19 protein-coding genes are annotated in these 18377 nt (G+C 71.5%); 11 read left to right on the forward strand and 8 right to left on the reverse strand.

Translation table 11 applies throughout. The features are described from left to right. Positions 1-3: 3 nt before the first annotated feature. Positions 4-981 carry an SAM-dependent methyltransferase gene (locus INTCA_RS03080; RefSeq protein ID WP_013491475.1) on the reverse strand — a complete coding sequence of 326 codons (978 nt, stop codon included), beginning with the start codon at positions 979-981 and terminating at the stop codon, positions 4-6. Positions 982-1004: 23 nt separating this feature from the next. On the opposite strand from INTCA_RS03080, the gene INTCA_RS03085 reads away from it, so the two are divergent. Genes INTCA_RS03085 through panD form a run of 3 tightly spaced genes read left to right on the forward strand, consistent with a single transcriptional unit; the run spans position 1005 to position 3346 of the window. Further along, the gene (locus tag INTCA_RS03085; protein ID WP_013491476.1) at positions 1005-1913 is read left to right on the forward strand and encodes a Rossmann-like and DUF2520 domain-containing protein; all 909 of its coding nucleotides are present in this window, start codon (positions 1005-1007) and stop codon (positions 1911-1913) included. Further along, complete coding sequence (panC, locus tag INTCA_RS03090; protein WP_013491477.1) at positions 1910-2857, forward strand: pantoate--beta-alanine ligase; 948 nt, start codon at positions 1910-1912, stop codon at positions 2855-2857. The genes INTCA_RS03085 and panC overlap by 4 nt, the downstream gene beginning before the upstream one ends. A 54-nt stretch (positions 2858-2911) precedes the next feature. Further along, positions 2912-3346 carry an aspartate 1-decarboxylase gene (gene panD, locus INTCA_RS03095; protein WP_041307215.1) on the forward strand — a complete coding sequence of 145 codons (435 nt, stop codon included), beginning with the start codon at positions 2912-2914 and terminating at the stop codon, positions 3344-3346. 33 nt (positions 3347-3379) lie between these two features. On the opposite strand, the gene INTCA_RS03100 is transcribed toward panD, so the two are convergent. Beyond that, positions 3380-4999 carry a hypothetical protein gene (locus INTCA_RS03100; RefSeq protein WP_013491479.1) on the reverse strand — a complete coding sequence of 540 codons (1620 nt, stop codon included), beginning with the start codon at positions 4997-4999 and terminating at the stop codon, positions 3380-3382. A gap of 135 nt (positions 5000-5134) precedes the next feature. Between INTCA_RS03100 and INTCA_RS03105 the strand changes: the two genes are divergently transcribed. Beyond that, on the forward strand, positions 5135-6880 hold the full coding sequence (locus INTCA_RS03105; protein WP_013491480.1) for an L-aspartate oxidase: 1746 nt from the start codon (positions 5135-5137) through the stop codon (positions 6878-6880). Beyond that, positions 6864-7733, forward strand: a complete 870-nt coding sequence (gene nadC / locus INTCA_RS03110) for a carboxylating nicotinate-nucleotide diphosphorylase (protein WP_013491481.1) — start codon at positions 6864-6866, stop codon at positions 7731-7733. Before INTCA_RS03105 ends, nadC begins: the two co-directional genes overlap by 17 nt. Before the next feature lie 119 nt (positions 7734-7852). Here the strand turns inward: nadC and INTCA_RS03115 are convergent, their stop codons facing one another. The 3 genes from INTCA_RS03115 to INTCA_RS03125 form a co-directional block, all read right to left on the reverse strand. After that, positions 7853-8542, reverse strand: a complete 690-nt coding sequence (locus INTCA_RS03115; RefSeq protein ID WP_013491482.1) for a class I SAM-dependent methyltransferase — start codon at positions 8540-8542, stop codon at positions 7853-7855. Then, complete coding sequence (locus INTCA_RS03120) at positions 8539-9351, reverse strand: DUF3109 family protein (protein ID WP_013491483.1); 813 nt, start codon at positions 9349-9351, stop codon at positions 8539-8541. Before INTCA_RS03120 ends, INTCA_RS03115 begins: the two co-directional genes overlap by 4 nt. A 118-nt stretch (positions 9352-9469) precedes the next feature. Beyond that, positions 9470-9829 (reverse strand): SPW repeat protein, encoded by a 360-nt coding sequence (locus INTCA_RS03125; RefSeq protein WP_013491484.1) that lies wholly within the window; start codon positions 9827-9829, stop codon positions 9470-9472. Between the two features lie 119 nt (positions 9830-9948). Here INTCA_RS03125 and INTCA_RS03130 point away from each other — a divergent pair, with 119 nt between their 5' ends. Genes INTCA_RS03130 through INTCA_RS03145 form a run of 4 tightly spaced genes read left to right on the forward strand, consistent with a single transcriptional unit; the run spans position 9949 to position 13275 of the window. Continuing rightward, complete coding sequence (locus INTCA_RS03130) at positions 9949-10701, forward strand: ABC transporter ATP-binding protein (RefSeq protein WP_013491485.1); 753 nt, start codon at positions 9949-9951, stop codon at positions 10699-10701. Next, complete coding sequence (locus INTCA_RS03135; protein ID WP_013491486.1) at positions 10698-11432, forward strand: ABC transporter permease; 735 nt, start codon at positions 10698-10700, stop codon at positions 11430-11432. Before INTCA_RS03130 ends, INTCA_RS03135 begins: the two co-directional genes overlap by 4 nt. 54 nt (positions 11433-11486) lie before the next feature. Beyond that, the gene (locus INTCA_RS03140) at positions 11487-12419 is read left to right on the forward strand and encodes a Ppx/GppA phosphatase family protein (RefSeq protein WP_013491487.1); all 933 of its coding nucleotides are present in this window, start codon (positions 11487-11489) and stop codon (positions 12417-12419) included. A gap of 58 nt (positions 12420-12477) precedes the next feature. Next, positions 12478-13275: a sugar phosphate isomerase/epimerase family protein gene (locus INTCA_RS03145; protein WP_114609326.1), complete on the forward strand. Its 798-nt coding sequence runs from the start codon at positions 12478-12480 to the stop codon at positions 13273-13275. 31 nt (positions 13276-13306) lie between these two features. Here INTCA_RS03145 and INTCA_RS03150 read toward each other — a convergent pair whose 3' ends face one another. The 3 genes from INTCA_RS03150 to ku all read right to left on the reverse strand — a co-directional run bounded on the left by INTCA_RS03150 (position 13307) and on the right by ku (position 16491). Then, on the reverse strand, positions 13307-14029 hold the full coding sequence (locus tag INTCA_RS03150) for an SDR family oxidoreductase (protein ID WP_041307216.1): 723 nt from the start codon (positions 14027-14029) through the stop codon (positions 13307-13309). 92 nt (positions 14030-14121) lie between these two features. Beyond that, positions 14122-15348, reverse strand: coding sequence for an acetyl-CoA hydrolase/transferase family protein (locus INTCA_RS03155; RefSeq protein ID WP_013491490.1), 1227 nt, complete (start codon positions 15346-15348; stop codon positions 14122-14124). A 132-nt stretch (positions 15349-15480) separates the two neighbouring features. Continuing rightward, positions 15481-16491, reverse strand: coding sequence for a non-homologous end joining protein Ku (gene ku / locus INTCA_RS03160; protein WP_013491491.1), 1011 nt, complete (start codon positions 16489-16491; stop codon positions 15481-15483). 18 nt (positions 16492-16509) lie between these two features. Here ku and ligD (INTCA_RS03165) point away from each other — a divergent pair, with 18 nt between their 5' ends. Further along, the gene (gene ligD, locus INTCA_RS03165) at positions 16510-17460 is read left to right on the forward strand and encodes a non-homologous end-joining DNA ligase (protein ID WP_013491492.1); all 951 of its coding nucleotides are present in this window, start codon (positions 16510-16512) and stop codon (positions 17458-17460) included. Then, positions 17460-18371, forward strand: coding sequence for a non-homologous end-joining DNA ligase (gene ligD / locus INTCA_RS03170; protein WP_013491493.1), 912 nt, complete (start codon positions 17460-17462; stop codon positions 18369-18371). Before ligD (INTCA_RS03165) ends, ligD (INTCA_RS03170) begins: the two co-directional genes overlap by 1 nt. Positions 18372-18377 lie beyond the last annotated feature (6 nt).

The following is an 18377-nucleotide window of genomic DNA, read 5'->3' on the forward strand; positions in this document are numbered from 1 at the left end:
GGGTCAGGGTACGTCGGGGGTGCCCACGCGCTTCATCGCCCACCAGAAGTCACCGAACCCCCCGACCCGGATGAGCTCTGCCTCGGCCGACGCCCGTTCGAGGGCGCGAAGGTAGGCCATCGGGTCCCGCTGGGCCAAGGCGTGCTCCGGCGTGGCTCCGCGCACGCCGAGCGACCGCAGCACGTCCCGTTGGGTGGCTAGCAGGTCGGCAGCCAGGCTGTCCATGGCGACGTGGGCCGTGATGTCGCAGCTCCCGTCCGGGACCGGCTCCGTCTGGGTGCCGGACCGGTAGGCCGTGAGGGTTCCCTGCGATGGCCGGCCGCCGACGAGGTGCCCGTAGTCGATGGCAACGACGAGGCCGCGCTCGACGCGGCGGACCAGGTCGGCCCACGCCGTGTCCCGTGCCCTGCCGACCTCCACGCGGTCACCCGGACTCGCGTCCGGCCAGTGCGCCTCCACCCACGCCGCGTCCAGCGGCTCCAGTGGGCCGCCCAGCCGCTCGGCGCCCGTGTCCGGGGCGACGAGGACCTCACGCAGGTGACCTTCCTGGTCCATCTCGGCGATGACGCACGGGACGACGTCGAGCCACTCGTGCCCGATCACGAGAGCATCGTCGAGTCGGTCCAGGTCCTCCGGAAGCGCTGCGCCCCCGGGCGACTCGACCCAGCTGATCCGCGCGTCCAGGCCCTCGGGCCGCGGGACCACGTCGACGGCGACGACGCTCGTCCGCGGGTCCACGGCGCCGACCAGGTGCGACGCGAGCTCACCGCGGCCGGCCCCGACGTCGACGACCACAGCCGGCGGCGACTCACCCCGTTCCCGGTGCCACAGGCGCAGCAGCGCTCGCGCGAGGACGGCGCCCGGCACGCCGTGGGTCGCCGTGGTGAAGTGGGCTGACGGCCCGCCGCGCGTGACATAGAACCCCAGGTCGGGGGCGTACAGCGCTGCCTGCCACGCCTGGTGCCAGGGAACGGGATCCACGCTCAGGGACTCTAGGCGATACCGTGCCGTGGGTGAGCACTCCCCAGGACCGTCCGGCGCGATTCGACGTCGGGATCGTGGGCGCCGGTCGAGTCGGCGCCGTTCTCGGAGCGGCTCTGGCGCGAGCGGGACACCACGTCACCGGGGTCTCCGCGGTGAGCGAGGCGAGTCGTGCGCGCGCCGCCGCCCTCCTCCCCGGGGTGCCGGTCAAGCCCATCCCGGACGTCGTCGCCGATGCGCATCTCGTCGTCCTCGCCATCCCGGACGACGCGCTCGCCGACCTCGTCGCCGGCCTCGCCGCGACGGCGACCTTCACTCCCGGCCAGCTCGTCCTGCACACCTCGGGGGCCCACGGGATCGCCGTCTTCGAGGCGGCAGCCGGGCGGGACATCGTGCCGCTGGCGCTGCACCCGGCGATGACGTTCACCGGGACCTCGGTCGACCTCGACCGCCTCCACGACTGCTGCTTCGGGGTCACCACGGTGGACCTGGCACGTCCGCTCGCGGAGGCCCTCGCCATCGAGATGGGCGGCGACCCCGTGTGGGTGCCCGAGGCGGAACGGCTCGCCTACCACACGGCGCTCGCCCACGGCGCGAACCACCTGGTGACCCTCGTCAACCAAGCCATGGACCTGCTGCGGTCCACCGGCATCGAGCAACCGGCGCGCGTCCTCGAGCCCCTGCTGTCCGCGGCGCTGTCCAACACCCTGCAGCAGGGTGACGCGGCCCTCACCGGCCCGGTCGCGCGGGGAGATGCCGGTACCGTTGCCGCCCACGTGGCCCTCCTCGCGGAGGTCGCGCCGGACATCCGGCCGACCTACGTGGCGCTCGCGCGCGCCACCGCACAGCGGGCCCTGCTCAGCGGGCGGCTCAAACCGGCCGCCGCCGACCCGCTGCTCGAACTGCTCGCCGACGAGGAGGACCACTCATGACCACGGAGCGAACGGATGTGACCGGCACCGGCGCAGGTGCCGAACCTGCCGTCGCAGGTCCTGGCTCGCCGATGGTTGCCCGCACCCGCGCGGAGCTGCGAACGGCTCGGGCCGCCCTGGACGACGGCGACGTCGCCGTCGTCATGACCATGGGGGCACTCCATGACGGCCACGCGACGCTCATCCGACGGGCCCGGGAGACCCACGCCCACGTCGTCGTGACGATCTTCCTCAACCCGCTCCAGTTCGGGCCGAAGGAGGACCTCTCGCGCTACCCGCGCACCTTCGACGCCGACCTCGAGATCTGCTCCGCCGCGGGTGTCGACCTCGTCTTCGCGCCCACCCCCGATGTCATCTACCCCGACGGCGACCCGGGTGTCCGGCTCTCGGCCGGGCCGCTGGGCGACGTCCTCGAGGGGCAGTCGAGACCGGGCCACTTCGACGGCATGCTGACCGTCGTCGCCAAGCTCATGCACCTGACGCGCTGCACCTCGGCCTACTTCGGCCAGAAGGACGCCCAACAGCTCCTGCTCATCCGCCGGATGGTCCGGGACCTCGACTTCCCCGTTCGGGTCGTCTCCGTGCCGACGGTGCGGGAGCCCGACGGCCTGGCCATGTCGAGCCGCAACACCTACCTCACGGCGTCCGACCGTGAGACCGCCCTGTGCCTCTCCTCGGCGCTGCGGGCCGGAGCGGCGGCGGCCGTCGAGGGACCGTCGGCGATCCGGCGAGCCGCTCGCGAGGTCCTCGTCCACGAGCCGCTGGCCCTGATCGACTACCTCGTGCTCGTCCACCCCGAGACGCTCCAGGACGTGCCCGAGTGGTATCGGGGGGAGGCGCTCCTCGCGGTGGCGGGCCGGGTCGGCACCACCCGGCTCATCGACAACCTCCCCGTCATGGTCGGACCCGGTGGCGGGCCCCTCGACGTCTTCACCCACGACTGACCACGACTCATCCCGCCGGTGTCCCCCCGGCACGAACCAAGGACTGGTCCCACCGTGCAGCGATTCATGCTCCACTCCAAGATCCACCGGGCGACCGTGACGCAGGCCGACCTGCACTACGTCGGCTCACTCACCGTGGACCGCGACCTCATGGACGCGGCCGACCTGTGGCCCGGTCAGCAGGTCGACGTCGTCGACGTCGACAACGGCAGCCGGCTCACGACGTATGCAATCGAGGGGGAGCGCGGCTCGGGCATCGTCTGCATCAACGGCGCCGCCGCCCGGCTCATCTCGCCCGGCGACACGGTGATCATCATCGCCTACGCCTGCATGGACGACGAGGAGGCGCGGTCGCACGAGGCGCAGGTCGTCTTCGTCGACCGGCAGAACCGGATCGTCGAGGTGGGCCATGACGCCGGTGACGTGCCGGACGGGTTCGGGCTGAAGACGTCGGCGGTGACTGAGCGACACCACGACTACCAGGAGTAGCGCGACGACCAGCACTCGCGCGAGACGCGCTGGTCAGGTGTCGGTGGGGCACCACGGGCGCTCCCAGCGATGGGCGAACGCTGACTCGTACAGGGGCAGGTAGGCCTTCCGGTACGAGCTGTCACCGGCCCAGGCCCGCGCCTGCCTCGACAGCAGGCACCGGTGCGCGACCGCGTCCGGTGTGCTGCTGCCCGAGATCAACTGCGCCTGGGCGCTCTCCCAGATCACGTAGTCCACGGACCCGCGTTGGGTCTCGATCGCCGCGACCGTGTACGGCCAGACGATCGCCCCGGCCACGAGGGCTCCCGCCACGGGCACGATGACGAGGGCTCGGCCGCGAGCGCGGCCATCCCGTCCCAGCCCGAGAAGCACCACGACGACGATCCCGGCGAGGCACACCCAGATCCACGGCGTGCCGCGGTACGTGTCGCCCGGGTGCGTGACGATCTGGTGGGACTGCGCGGACACGGAGAGGACGACGGCGGCACTGAGCGCACTGACGGCGAGCGCCCCGCCGAGCGCCCGCAGCGTCGCCCGGTCCGCTGTGGCGGCAGCGGGTTCCGGCAGCCCGTCCCGGCGAAGGAGCAGGACGAGCAGGCCGAGGGCGAGCGTGAGGCCCCAGAACCACCCGAAGCCTCCGAAGGGACGGGGCGTGGGTTGGGCGGTGGTGAGGTCGTACAGCGTCCTGGGGATACCGGTGCCGGGGAGAGCATTGACCAGCTGCAGGGCCGTCGTCCGCAGGACTGGCAGGGCGTCGAGGTCGAGCTCGACCCCGGTGTAGCGGTCCCGCACGTTGGCGCTGATGACCGCGCGGGTCCACAGCGTCGCGACGACGAATCCGGTGAGGAGGCTGCTGACTGCGGCCCACCGCGCCGCATCGCCGGGCTGTCGACGCACGGACCGGAATGACGCTCGGCCCGAGAGCACCAGCAGGCAGCCAGCGAAGACGACCGCGGCCCAGTGCAGCTCATAGCTCAGCACGAGGGCGGCGCCGGTCACCGAAAGTCCGAGGAGCCCGAGTGCTCGGCCGAGCCAGCCCCAGCGAGCCCACCTGTTCAGCACCCACAGTGACAGCGCCCCGGTGAGGAACATCAACACGACGCCCCCGATGCAGAGCACCACGAAGGTGGTCCACCCGTTGCGCGACGGGGACGCAGTCGTCACGCCGATCACGGTGGCCGCGCCGAGGAGCAGCACCGCGGTCCGGATGGTCCCGGGGTCGAGCCGACCGCCGTCGGACCTCCGCAGCTGACGGAGCAGCAGCCAGAAGGCGACGACCACCGCGGCGAGGAGCAACGACTTGACGAGGCCGTGCACGACGTAGAGCGGCACCCCCGTCGCGTGCGCGAGCTGCATGCCCAGGAGGTAGACCACCTGCTGCATGAAGACACCGATCGGGGCGATGCGACCGCCCCGCAAGCGCCAGGCCATGTCGTCCCTGGTCCACGGCAGCACGTTGAGGACGTTGTCATCCATTCGCTCAGGCGCGGCCACGTAGTGGTAGCGCTCGTCGGAGGCGACCGGGGAGAGCAGCCACGGCAACAGCAGGCCGACCGCGCCGACGGCGATGAGCACCCACGGCAGCGACCGCGCGACCGAACCGCCGGCACCGTCAGTCGAGTGCCTGCTCCACGCGACCCCTTGGTGCGTCACCCCGGGAGCGTATCCTCCGGGCCGAGCCAGTCCCAGCCCCGCTCTGGAGGTCGTGGCGCGAGACGGACGGTGCAGGCGCGAGCGAGCCCAGCGGCATACGGTATGGGTCGTGACTTCCCACCCGAGGGGCCCGCGATGAACGCGAGCGACATCACGATCCCGCGGCTCCTGCGCGCCGCCGCGCCCGGTTGGACCGCCACGGCGGACGTCATCGTCGTCGGTTCGGGAATCGCCGGCCTGACCACCGCCCTGCGCCTGCGGCGGCGCGTCGACCGCGTCCTCCTCGTCACGAAGACCGTCCTCGACGAGGGCTCGACGGCGTGGGCCCAGGGCGGCATCGCCGCTGTCATGTCCCCCGACGACAGCCCGGAGGAGCACATCCATGACACGTTGCTCGCGGGCGTCGGCCTCTGCGACGTCGACGCCGTCCGCGCTCTCGTCAACGAGGGGACCGACGCCGTCTGGGACCTCATCGCCATCGGGGCGGACTTCGACCGGGGCGAGACCGGCGCGATCTCCCTCACCCGTGAGGGCGGTCACCACCGGGACCGGATCCTCCACGCCGGCGGGGACGCCACGGGCCGCGAGATCAGCCGGGCCCTCATCGCGGCCCTCGACCGGGTGCGGGACGACCCGGGCATCGAGGTGATCGAGCACGCCCTCGTCGTCGACCTGCTCTCCGACGAGGGCGGTCGGGTCTCTGGCGTGACGCTCCACGTCATCGGGGAGGGCCAGGTCGACGGGGTCGGCGCCGCCCACGCCCGCGCGGTGGTCCTCGCGACGGGCGGGCTCGGTCAGATCTACGCGTCGACGACGAACCCCGCGGTCGCCACGGGGGACGGGATGGCCGCCGCCCTGCGCGCCGGCGCCGAGCTCGCCGACCTCGAGTTCGTCCAGTTCCACCCGACCGTCCTCTACCTCGGCGAGGGCTCGACCGGACAGCAGCCGCTCATCTCCGAGGCGGTGCGCGGGGAGGGTGCCTTCCTCGTCGACGCGGAAGGGAAGCGCTTCATGCAGGGCCTGCATCCCCTCGCTGATCTCGCGCCACGTGACGTGGTCGCGCGGGCAATCATCGCGAAGATGCGGGCCACCGGCACCGACCACGTCCACCTCGACTGCCGGCACCTGGGCGCCGCCTTCCTCGAGCAGCGCTTCCCGTCGATCGTCGAGCGATGCCGCGAGCTGGGTTTCGACCCGGCCACCCAGCTGCTGCCGGTCGCGCCGGCCCAGCACTACGCCAGTGGTGGCGTCCGCACCGACCTCGTCGGCCGCAGCAGCCTCGAGGGGCTGTACGCCTGTGGCGAGACCTCGTGCACGGGGGTTCACGGCGCCAACCGCCTGGCGAGCAACTCCCTCCTCGAGGGCCTGGTCTTCGGGCGTCGGATCGCGGACGACCTGACCCGGCGCCTCGCGGCGGGCGAGCTGCCCCAGCCGACATCCGTGGGGCAGGTCCCCTCGACCGCGGACCGGCCGGCTCTGGTCCGGGGCAAGCGGCGCCTGGCGGTCCAGCGCGCCATGACCGCCGGAGCCGGCTCCGTGCGGTCGAGGACCTCGCTCGCGGCGACCCAGCGCCGGCTGGCTGAGGTCGCGGCTGCCGACGATGGCAAGAAGGGCAGCCCCAAGAGCTGGGAGACGACGAACCTCGTCCACCTCGGTCAGGCTCTGGCCCTGGCTGCGTCGCTGCGCGAGGAGACTCGCGGCGGCCATGTGCGGGAGGACTTTCCGGAGCGTGATGATGCCCATTTCCTGCACCACACGGTGATTCGTCGCGGACCTGACGGGGAGCTCACGGTCACGGTGGAGCCCGTGCCGCCCGAGAACCTCACGGGCCTCGACCTCGACCAGACCCCTCCCGAGGAGCAGCATGAACGACTTCCCTGAGGCCGCGGCCCGCGCTCTCGTCGCGACGGCGCTGCGTGAGGACCTCGGTCCCGAGGGGCTCGACGTGACGACGCTGGCGACGATCCCGGCGGGCCAGGTCCGGGTCGGCCGGGTCGTGGCGCGTGAGCCGGGGGTCACCGCCGGCGGCCCGGTCATCGAGATCGTGCTGCAGGCGGTCGCCGAGCTCTTCGGGACCGAGGTGCCCCGGGTCGAGGTGGTCACACCGGACGGCACCCGCATCGAGCCCGGAGACGTCATTGCCCGCCTCGAGGGCTCGACGCGGGTCATCCTCACCGCGGAGCGGACCATCCTCAACATCATGAGCCGGCTCACCGGCGTCGCCACGCACACGCGCCGCTGGGCGGACGCGCTCGAGGGCACCAGCACGAGGGTGCTCGACACGCGCAAGACCACACCCGGCCTGCGACTGCTCGAGAAGTACGCCGTCCGCGCCGGCGGTGGCACCAACAAGCGGATGGGCCTCTACGACGTCGCCATGGTCAAGGACAACCACAAGCTTGCGGCCGGCTCAGTGGCAGCGGCCTACCGGTTGGTCCGCGAGACGTTCCCACAGGTACGGATCGAGGTGGAGGTGGAGACTCCGGCGGAGGCGCAGGAGTCCTATGACGCCGGTGCCCGCTTCATCATGTGCGACAACATGGCGGTGCCGGTGCTGCGCGAGACGGTCGAGCTTCTCCGGGCGGCAGGCGAACCCGTCGAGATCGAGGCAACGGGCGGGTTGACGCTGGAGAGCGTCGCGGAGTGTGCGGCGACGGGTGTCGACTTCGTCTCGGTGGGTGCCCTGACGCACAGCTCGCCGATCGTCGACCTCGCGCTCGACCTCGACGAGTGACCAGCCCCCCCGACGATGCCGTATGCCGCTGGGCTGGGTCGCGCGGTCACGCTGCGAGAGCGACCGCGCGGGGCGCACGGAGGGCACGGAGGGCACGGAGGGCGAGGTGCGCGAGGTCGTCAGTAGCGGCGCCACCAGAGGTTGACTGCGTAGTCGACGCCCGTGGCGTCCGGCTGCTCCGCGAGGATGAGGTCGGCGTGGTCGGGAGCGAACTCGATGCGGAGGACCGCCTCGAACTCGTCCCGCGTGTCGAACTCCCAGCGGATGTCGAGCCGCTCGCGGGACCAGCCCTGACGCGACCAGAACCGCTCGACGGCTCGCGGGTCGTACGCCGGAAGCGCGCGTCGGAACCAGCTGCCGAACGTCGAGCGAGACGCGTCGTTGTCGATGACGAACGCGGCGCCGCCGGGGCGCATGACGCGGTCCAGCTCGGCCAGCCCGGGCTCGCAGCCAGGACCGAAGAAGTAGGCCCAGCGTGCGTGGGCGACGTCGAACGAGGCATCCGCGACGCCGATGGCCGCCGCTCCCTCCTCGCGGACGGAGCAGTGCGGGATCGCGGAAACCCGTTGTGCGGCAAGGGCGGCCAGCGGAGGATGCGGCTCGACGCCCAGCACCGAGCGAGCGGTCTGGGCGAACATCGGCAGGTGGTAGCCCGTGCCGCAGCCGATGTCGACGACGTCGCGCCCGGCCCAGTCCTGGACGGCGCGCATCGCGGTCTCGATGACGCCGGCACGGTCGACGCCTCGGTTCTCGGTCTCGTAGACGTCCGGCGTGTCCCAGATGTTCGGCGAGGGGATGATGTCGCTCATGCCGTGGACCTCCTGCCGCGGGGGGCCTCGATCGTGGCGGGGTGAACGATGAGCGGGAGCAGCTGGTGGGCTCCGCGCGCCCGGACGGCGCGGACCTGGGTGAGGTGCCCCTCGGCGCGGATCGCGAGCTCCTCGTAGGCAGGCCTGCCCATCAGCTCGATCAGCTCCGGGGCGTTCGAGCGGTAGACCGGCTCCCGGCCCACGTGGGCCTCGGGGTTGCCGGAGCAGTACCAGTCGAGGTCGTGACCGCCGGGGCCCCAGCCGCGCCGGTCGTACTCCGTGATGGTGACCTCGAGGTAGCTCGTGTCGTCGGGCAGCTCGACCGTGCGGTAGGAGCGGCGGATCGGCAGCTGCCAGCAGACGTCGGGCTTCGCGGTGTGGGGTTGGACCCCGGTCAGCACGGCGTGCTGGTGCAGGGCGCAGCCGGCGCCGGCCGGGAAGCCGGGGCGGTTGAGGAAGATGCACGCCCCGTCGACCACCCGGGTCTTGCGGGCGCCGTCCTCCTTCTCGACCCAGTCCGCCCGGCGTCCGGTCGCGGTGCCGACGTCCCGGAACTGCCACTCGTCGTCGCCGAGCTCGGCCGCGACGGCAGCCACCCGGTCGAGGTCGTCCTTGTCGGTGAAGTGGGCCCCGAGCGTGCAGCACCCGTCATCTGGGCGGTCGGCATAGATCCCGTGGCAGCCGTTGCCGAAGATGCACGTCCACGAGCTCGTCAGCCAGGTGAGGTCGCAGCGAAACCGTTGGTTCGCATCGGCGGGGTCGGTGAACTCGACCCAGACGCGGGGGAGATCGAGGGGTGCTTCGGCCACCGCCTCACCCTACGTGGTGGACCCGACCAGGGGCCGGACGAGTCCGGGTGGTCGCGGGTGGCGAGGTGGGGCCCGCGGCGGACCTGCGCCGCGGGCCCCGTTGTCGGTCTGCTGGCCGTCAGTGCTGCGCGGCCATCGTGTCGCGGTGGTGGACCCTGGTCAGCTGGACGTCGGCCGCTCCGACGAGGAACGTCACGGCGCCGATGATCCAGGCGGTCCAGGCCATCGGGGCGGTTGCGCTGAAGCCCATGACCCACGGCGAGACGAAGAACGCCACGCCGAGCAGGACCAGAAGGCCTTCGAGCGGAATGGCATCAGGCCGCACGAGCTCCGCGATGGCGGCGAGTGCGGTGATGATGCCGAGGACGACCATGGTCATGGTCGCTCGGTCGGTCGTCGTCGTCCAGATCGGCGACAGGAAGGCGTAGACGCCAGCGACGAGCGGCAGCAGATCCTGGAGCTGCATCCCTCGCTTCATGGTGGGATCGACCCTCTTTCAGATGCGGGTCCGTCGATCCGAGGCGGACCGGACACTTCGATTGTCGATCCGCACGGGGGGCCCGTCAACGGATCCGCGCGGACGCTAGATTCGGGGGCATGACCAAGACCGAGGGAGGGCCGGCGGTCGTCATCCGTGGGCTCAACGTCGTCCGCGGGAAGCGGCGCGTCCTGCCGGACCTCTCCCTCGTGGTGCCACCCGGGCAGGTGGTGGGCCTGCTGGGTCCGTCCGGCTCGGGGAAGACGACGTTGATGCGGGCCATCGTCGGGGTCCAGATCATCGAGTCGGGCACGGTCACGGTGCTCGGGCACGCGGCCGGGTCGCCAGCGGTCCGGGACCGGGTCGGCTACGTCACGCAGGACCCCAGCGTCTACCTCGACCTGACCATCCGCGAGAACATCGCCTACTTCGGCCGGGCTGTCGGGCTCCGCGGGGGGGACCTGCGGTCGGCCGTGGACCGGACGCTGGTCGAGGTCGACCTGGTCTCCCACGCCGACGACCTGGTCCGCGACCTGTCGGGTGGCCAGGAGTCCCGCGTGTCCCTGGCCTGCGCCCTCGTCGCCAGACCGACCCTGCTCGTCCTCGACGAGCCGACGGTCGGGCTCGACCCCGTGCTGCGCCGAGACCTCTGGAACCTCTTCGGCGACCTCGCCACGCAGGGCTACTCGCTCATCGTCTCCAGCCACGTGATGGACGAGGCGACCCGCTGCGACCGGCTGGTGTTGCTGCGAGAGGGGCGGGTCCTGGCCGATGTGACACCGGCCGAGCTGCTTGCCATGACCGGCACGACGGATGCGGACACCGCCTTTCTGGCCCTGGTCGAGGCCACCGACGAAAGGGACGTGCGGTGAACCCCGGGCTGACTCTCGCCACCACCGCGCGCGTCCTCCGACAGGTCCGCACCGACCATCGCACCATCGCCCTGATCATGGTGGTCCCGATGGTCCTCATCGGCCTGCTGGCCTGGATCTACGACAACACGCCCGTCTTCGACCAGGTCGGCCCCGCCCTGCTCGGCGTCTTTCCCATGGTGGTCATGTTCGTCGTCACGTCCGTCGCAACCCTGCGCGAGCGGCAGTCGGGCACCCTCGAGCGACTGCTGACGACCCCGATGGGCAAGGCGGACTTCATGCTGGGGTATGCCCTCGGCTTCGGCGCCCTGGCCACGGTCCAGGCGCTCCTCGTCACGGCCTTCGCCACCTGGGTCTGTGACCTCGACGTCGCAGGCCCGGTCTGGCTCCTCGTCCTCGTCGCCGTCCTCGATGCCGTCCTGGGGACCTCGCTCGGGCTGCTGGCGAGCGGCTTCGCCCGCACCGAGTTCCAAGCCGTCCAGTTCATGCCCGCCTTCCTCCTTCCCCAGTTCCTGCTGTGCGGCCTCCTCGTCCCGCGTGACCAGCTGCCGGACCTGCTGCGCTGGGTCTCTGACCTCCTGCCCCTGTCCTACGCCGTGGACGCGATGAAGGGCATCACCGCCCTCACGGACCCGGTGGCCGAAGTCGCCTCCGACCTCGGAGTCGTGGCGGGCTTCATCGCGCTGGCCCTGGCCCTGGCCTCGCTGACCCTGAGCCGCCGCACTCCCTGAGCCCTCGACTCCTGGAAGCCGTGGGTGGCCGGTCCTCCCGGGTAGGGTCGGGCCATGCGCCTTGGCGTCATCGACATCGGGTCCAACACCGTCCACCTGCTCGTCGTGGACGCACACCCGGGCGCCCATCCGCTGCCGGCGTTCTCCCACAAGATCGACCTGCGCCTCTCGGAGCACATCACTCCGGAGGGGCTCATCAGCGAGACCACCGTGGAGCGGCTGGTCGAGTTCATGCGTGAGTGCCTGGGCATCGCCGAGGACCACGGCGTCCAGGACCTCTTCGCCTTCGCGACCTCGGCGCTGCGGGAGGCCCCCAACGGCGAGGCCGTGATCGCCCGGGTCCGCGAGCAGACCGGTGTCGCCCTCGAGGTGCTCAGTGGCGTCGACGAGTCACGGGTGACCTTCCTGGCGGTGCGCCGCTGGTTCGGCTGGTCGAGTGGTCGGCTGCTCGTCATCGACATCGGTGGGGGGTCTCTCGAGCTCGCGACCGGGATCGACGAGGAGCCCGACGCCGCGATCAGCCTGCCGCTCGGCGCTGGCCGCCTGACGCGCGAACGGCTGCCCGGGGACCCCCCGAGCCCGGTCGAGACGAGGGCCGTCCGCGCCTACATCCGCACCTCGCTGGCCCAACAGGTCCGACCGCTGCTGACCGCAGGCCACCCAGACCGCGCGGTGGGCACCTCCAAGACGATGCGCTCGCTGGCCCGGATCGCGGGGGCCGCGCCCCGGGACGACGGACCCTTCGTCCCACGGGCGCTGCGCCGGGCCGACCTCGCGACGATCGTGGACCGGCTCAAGGGCCTTGACGCGGCGGAGCGGGCCGCGCTTCCGGGGGTCTCGGCAGCGCGGGCCCAGCAGCTGCTCGCCGGTGCGCTCGTCGCCGAGGCGGCCATGGACCTCCTGGGTGTCGACCGGCTCGACATCTGCCCCTGGGCCCTTCGGGAGGGGCTCATCCTGCGCCGCCTGGACCCCCTCAGCGCCGGGTAGGACGCCCACCCCTGCCCTCGTCCCGTGGGCCTGCGGGTCGTGCCGCAGAATGGTCCCCATGACCATCCGCATCGGGCTCTCCACGGCCGCGATGTACCCCGACAACGCGGCGACAGCCTTCGCGATGGCCGCGCGGCTCGGTTACGAGGCCGTCGAGGTGATGGTGTGGACCGACCCGGTGACGCAGGAGCCGGGCGCCTTGCGGGCGCTGAGCGAGCACCACGGCGTGCCGATCGCCTCGGTGCATGCACCGACGCTCCTGCTCACCCAACGAGTCTGGGGCACCGACCCGTGGGACAAGGTCGACCGCTCCATCGACCTCGCGCTCGAGGTGGGCGCCCCGACGGTCGTGCTGCACCCGCCGTTCCGGTGGCAGCGGGAGTACGCCGCGGGCTTCGTCGACGGCATCGCCCTTCGAGAGCACGACACCGGTGTCCGGCTGGCGGTGGAGAACATGTTCCCGTGGCGGACGGCTCGACGGGAGATGCTCGCCTACCTCCCGCACTGGGACCCCGTCGACCAGCCCTACGACAACGTGACGATCGACCTGTCGCACACGGCGACAGCAGGTTCGGATGCGCTGCACATGGTCCGTGAGCTCGGCGCCAGGCTGGCGCACGTGCACCTGGCCGACGGGCTCGGCTCCTTCAAGGACGAGCACCTCGTCCCGGGCCGCGGCACGCAGCCGTGCGGGGAGGTGCTCGAGCACCTCACGGCGACGGGCTGGTCGGGCGACGTCATCGTCGAGGTGGGCACGCGCAAGATGGCTCCGGACCAACGCGAGGCGGCGTTGGTCGAGGCGCTCGCGTTCGCCCAGTTCGCCATCGTCCCGACCCGCGGGGCCAGCCGCATCTGAAGCACCGCAGCGACCGTTGTGGTCGTGATGGTCAGCCGCGGAACCCGCGCGGTCGGACGCTCACCATGTCGATGGAGGCCTCGGGTGTCGCGTCCACGGCGAGCCGGACCGCACGGACGACCGAGTCGACGCGGAGGTACACCTCCGGCCGATACGGTCCACCCTCGAAGTCGATCATCTCGTGCTGCATGTCGGTGTCGACGCGCCCCGGGTAGATGGAGGTGACGCGCACGCCGTTGTCCCGTTCCTCCTCGCGCAACGCATCGGTGAAGGCGCGGAGCGCGAACTTCGATGCGGAGTACGGCCCCATCGTCGGCCCGGACGTGAGCCCGGCTCCCGAGTTGATGGCCACGACCAGCCCGTGCGCCGCGCGCAGGCCGGGCAGCAGGGCGCGGGTGATGCCTGCTGCCGCAACGAGGTTCACGCGCATCGCAGCGTCCCAGTCCGCGAGGGACAGGTCGGCGATCCGCCCCCGGTGGAGCACCCCGGCGGAGTGGACGAGCACGTCGACCCTCGGGAGGCGCGGCACCAGGGCGGCGAGAGCCGCCTCCAGCGCCCCACCGGGCGCACAGTCGAGCAGGTCCACGACGAAACCCTCCGCAGAGGGGAGCGACGTGACGACGTCGCGGACCGACTCCTCGCTGCGCCCACCGACCACGACGTGGTGGTCAACCGCGAGGTCCTCGGCGATGGCCCGTCCGATCCCCCGGGTCGCGCCGGTCACCACCGCCACCGGTCGTTCCGCAGTCGTCATGCGCACAGGCTACGACTCAGCCCCGCACGAACGGTCCCGTATGCCGCTGAGCCGGCTCAGCGGCATACGGAACCATTCGACGGGGTTGGCGCTCAAGCGAGCCCGAGCTCTGCCGCTTCCTCCCAGAGCTCGTCCCGAACGCGTGGGTGGGCGCACTCCTCGATGAGGTCACGGCACTGCTCCCGCTCGTCGTGCCCCCACAGTCGGGCGACGCCGTTCTCGGTGACGATCGCGCTCTGCTGGAAGCTCGTGACCGGCTCGTCGACGAGCGGCACGATCGTCGAGACGTCCGCCTTCGGGTGCCAGGAGCGAAGGGCGATGAACGACTGGCCACCGGGGGAGTGGAGGGCGCCCACGATGAAGTCGGTCTGGCCCCCGAAGCCAGAGTGGATCCGCGCGTTGATGCGGGAGGCGTTGGCCTGGCCGAAGAGGTCCACCTCGAGGGCGGTGTTGACCGAGGTCATCCGCCGCTGCTGGGCGATGAGGCCGGGGTCGTTCGTCTTCTCGGTGCGCAGCATCCGCACCCACGGGTTGCCGTCGACCCAGTCGTACAGCTCCTGGCTGCCGAAGACGAACGACGTGACGAGGGGGTGGTCCCGGTCCAGCGCCCCGGCCGCGTCGAGGGCCAGGACCCCGTCGGAGAACATCTCGGTCCAGACGCGGAGCTCCTTGCGGCCGATGATCGCGTTGAGGGTCGCGTCCGGCACGGCGCCGATGCCGAGCTGCATGGTCGCGCCGTCGAGGACCATCGAGGCCACCCGCTCGCCGATCGCGGCGCTCTCGTCGTCGGGGGTGCCCGGGGTGTGGGCCGCCAGCGGGGTGTCGATCTCGAGCGCCACGTCGACGTGGTCCACCGGCACCTGGGCGTCGCCGAAGGTATAGGGCATCCGCTCGTTGACGACCGCGATGACGAGGCCGCCGCGGGCCCGGCACGCCTCGATGGCGGCGGGCAGGACGTTGACCTCGACACCGAGGCTGAGCTGTCCGTCGCGGGGTGGAGCGCAGTGGATGAGCACGGCGTCGGGCAGCAGGGTCCGGGTGAAGAGGAGCGGGACCAGCGAGAGTCGGGACGGGACGTAACGCAGGCCCGGGTGGCGGCGCATGCCCGCCCCGACGAAACAGGTCTCGACGGTGACGCCGTCGCGCTCAGGCAGGCCGGGTGGCGCATTGAGGGCGTTCAGGACGTACGACGGCAGCGCCTGGTCGACGACGCTGACGCCCTCCCACGGGATGGCCATGTTGCCGCTGCAGACGATGCGCGGGTTGGGCGGCAGTGACTGGAGTCTCGAGCTCAGTTCCTCGACGGAGACGGTCTGCATGGGCCCATCCTTGCCGACCGTCGTCGGGCGGTGGCGGGGGACCCCCGAGCCCCGCCCCGGTCGGTCGGGTGCGCGTCAGGGGCAGGTCTGGGGCAGGTCTGGGGCGGGTCTGGCGGGTCAGGTGGTGGTCGGTCAGCTGGCCTTGCGTTTCGTGGCGGCCTTCTTCGTGGCGGCCTTCTTCGTGGCGGCCTTCTTCGTGGTCGACTTCTTGGCCGGGGTCTGCTTCGCCGTGGTCTGCGTGGAGGCGGCCTTCTTGGGCGCGCCCGTTGAGCTCCCCTTCTGTGCGGCGGCCTGCCGGGCAGCCGGCTGGGCCGGCTGCTCCTCAGCCTCGTCCTGCCGGATCTCGCTCGTCGAGGCGCCGCCGGACTTCGCCGCCTTGGCCTTGTCGACGCTGCGCTGCAGGGCCGCGAGGAGGTCGACGACCTCGGTCTCCTCGGGGCGGGCAGCGGGGGTCTCCTTGACCTCGCCACCCTCGATCTTGCTCGACACGAGCGCCTCGACCGCCTCGGAGTAGTCGTCCTCGAACTCGTCCGGCTCGTAGTCGCCGGCGAGCGAGTCGACGAGGGACGAGGCCATCGCCAGCTCCTTGTCGGTGGCGTGCGTGTCCTCGGAGAGGTAGTCGAACTCCGGCCTGCGGATCTCGTCCGACCAGAGGAGGGTCTGCAGGACGATGACCCCCTCTCGGACCCGGAGCACCGCGAGCGTCATGCGGGTCCTGATGGAGACGGTGACCAAGGCCATGCGGTCTGCCTTCGCCAGGGCATCGCGGAGCAGCACGTAGGGCTTGAGACCGGTCTTGTCCGGCTCCAGGTAGTACGAGCGGTCGAAGAGGAGGGGGTCGATCTGGTCCGACGGAACGAACTTCTCGATGGAGATCTCCTTGGACGACCGTGATGGCAGGGACTTCATCTCCTCGTCGGTGAGGACGACCATCTGGCCGTCGGCCGTCTCGTAACCCTTGGCGATGTCGGAATAGGGCACCTCCTCGCCGTCGATCGAGCACACCCGTTGATACTTGATGCGACCTCCGTCCTTCACGTGGACCTGCCTGAACTGCACGTCGTGATTCTCGGTCGCGGAGAAGAGGCGGACCGGGACGTTGACGAGTCCGAAGGAGACTGCGCCTTTCCAGATGGCTCGCATGAGAACAAGAATGCACCCATGCGCCCCATGCTCGCGACGCCAGCGCCGACGATTCCTGCCGGCCACGCGTGGATTCACGAGGTGAAATGGGACGGCATGCGCATCCTTGCGGATGTCAGCGAGGGGAGCGTGCGCCTCACGTCACGAACCGAGCGCGACGTCACGGTGGCCTTTCCGGAGATGTCGGGGCTCGCCGGTGAGTATGCCGACATGCTGCTCGACGGGGAGATCGTCTGTTTCGATGCGGGGAAGCCGTCCTTCGGCCTCCTCGCCGAGCGGTTCCATGTGACGAACGCGAGGCGAGCGATGCTCCTGGCGGAACGCAGCCCGGTGACGCTGATGACGTTCGACCTGCTCCGGCTCTACGGCGTCGAGCTCCTCGGCCGCGCCTGGTCCGACCGACGCGCCACCCTGGAGCGCCTCGAGCTGGATGGGGCGCGCTGGCAGACGCCGCCGATCTTCGAGGACGGACACCTCCTGCACGCCGCCACCCGGGAGCAGGGCCTGGAGGGGATCGTCAGCAAGCGCACCAGCTCCGTCTACCGGCCGGGTGTCCGATCGCCCGACTGGCTCAAGTCGCCGCACCGGGGAAGCGCGTCCGTCGTGATCGGCGGGTGGCGGCCCGAGTCCACCGGAACGGTCCCGGACCGCCTCGGCGCCGTCCTCGTCGGCACGCCCGGCCCGGACGGCCTGCGCTTCGTCGGCCGGGTCGGGGCCGGCCTCGCCGGGCGAGCGGGGGACGCACTGCGTCAGGCCCTGGCCCCGCTGGAGCGTGCGGCCTCGCCCTTCGCCGCCGCGCTCCCCGCCGAGGACTCGGTCGGGGCGCACTGGGTGCACCCCGTCCTCATCGCGGACGTCGAGTCGCTCGGCCTCGGGCACCAGGGACGCCTTCGGCAGCCCGCCTTCAAGCGGCTGCGGGAGGACCTCACGCCCGAGGACGTCGAGGACCTCCTCGACGGAGGTGTCTGATGCCGGGCCGGCAGCGGAACGAGAACGGCGAGAAGGTGGCCGTCGAGGTCGAGGGCCGGCGGATGCGGCTGAGCAGCCTGGAAAAGGTGATGTTTCCAGCGACCGGGACGACAAAGGCGCAGGTCATCGACTATTACGCGCGGATCGCCCCGGTGCTGTTGCCCCACTTGGCCGACCGGCCGGTGACCCGAATTCGGTATCCGCACGGGGTCGGCGACCTCCAGTTCTTCGAGAAGAACGTGCCGGCAGGGGTCCCCGAGTGGATTCGGCGGGCCGGGCGAGACCCGGTGTTCCCCTTCATCGACGACCTGGCGGGGCTCACCTTCTTCGCGAATCTCAACTCGCTCGAGCTCCACGTGCCGCAATGGCGTTTCGAAGGTGAAGGCCCTGACGCCGTTCCCCGCAACCCCGACCGGCTCGTGATCGACCTGGATCCGGGGCCCGGGACCGGGCTGCGGGAGGTCTCGGGGGTCGCTGTGATCGTCCGGGACCGGCTGGCGGACATCGGTCTGGCGACCGTGCCCGTGACGAGCGGGAGCAAGGGCATGCAACTGTACGCACGGCTGCCCGGGGGCGCCCACTCGAGCGACCAGATCCGGGACACCGTGCAGCAGCTGGCTCAGGAGCTGACCAAGCGGCATCCGGACCGCATCGTCTGGAAGATGGCCAAGGACCTGCGGCCCGGCAAGATCTTCCTCGACTGGAGCCAGAACGTGGCGGCGAAGACGACGGTCTGCCCGTACTCGCTCCGAGGGCGCGAGGCCCCCACGGTCGCCGCCCCGCGGACCTGGGCGGAGGTCGAGGCGGGCGCCGCGGGTGAGGAGCTGCGACAGCTGTGGTTCAACGAGGTGCTCGACCGGGTCGCGGCGCACGGGGACCTGGCGGTGGAGATCGCCGCGCCGGCCACCTGACGGCTG

Source organism: Intrasporangium calvum DSM 43043 (assembly GCF_000184685.1).
GTDB lineage: Bacteria > Actinomycetota > Actinomycetes > Actinomycetales > Dermatophilaceae > Intrasporangium > Intrasporangium calvum.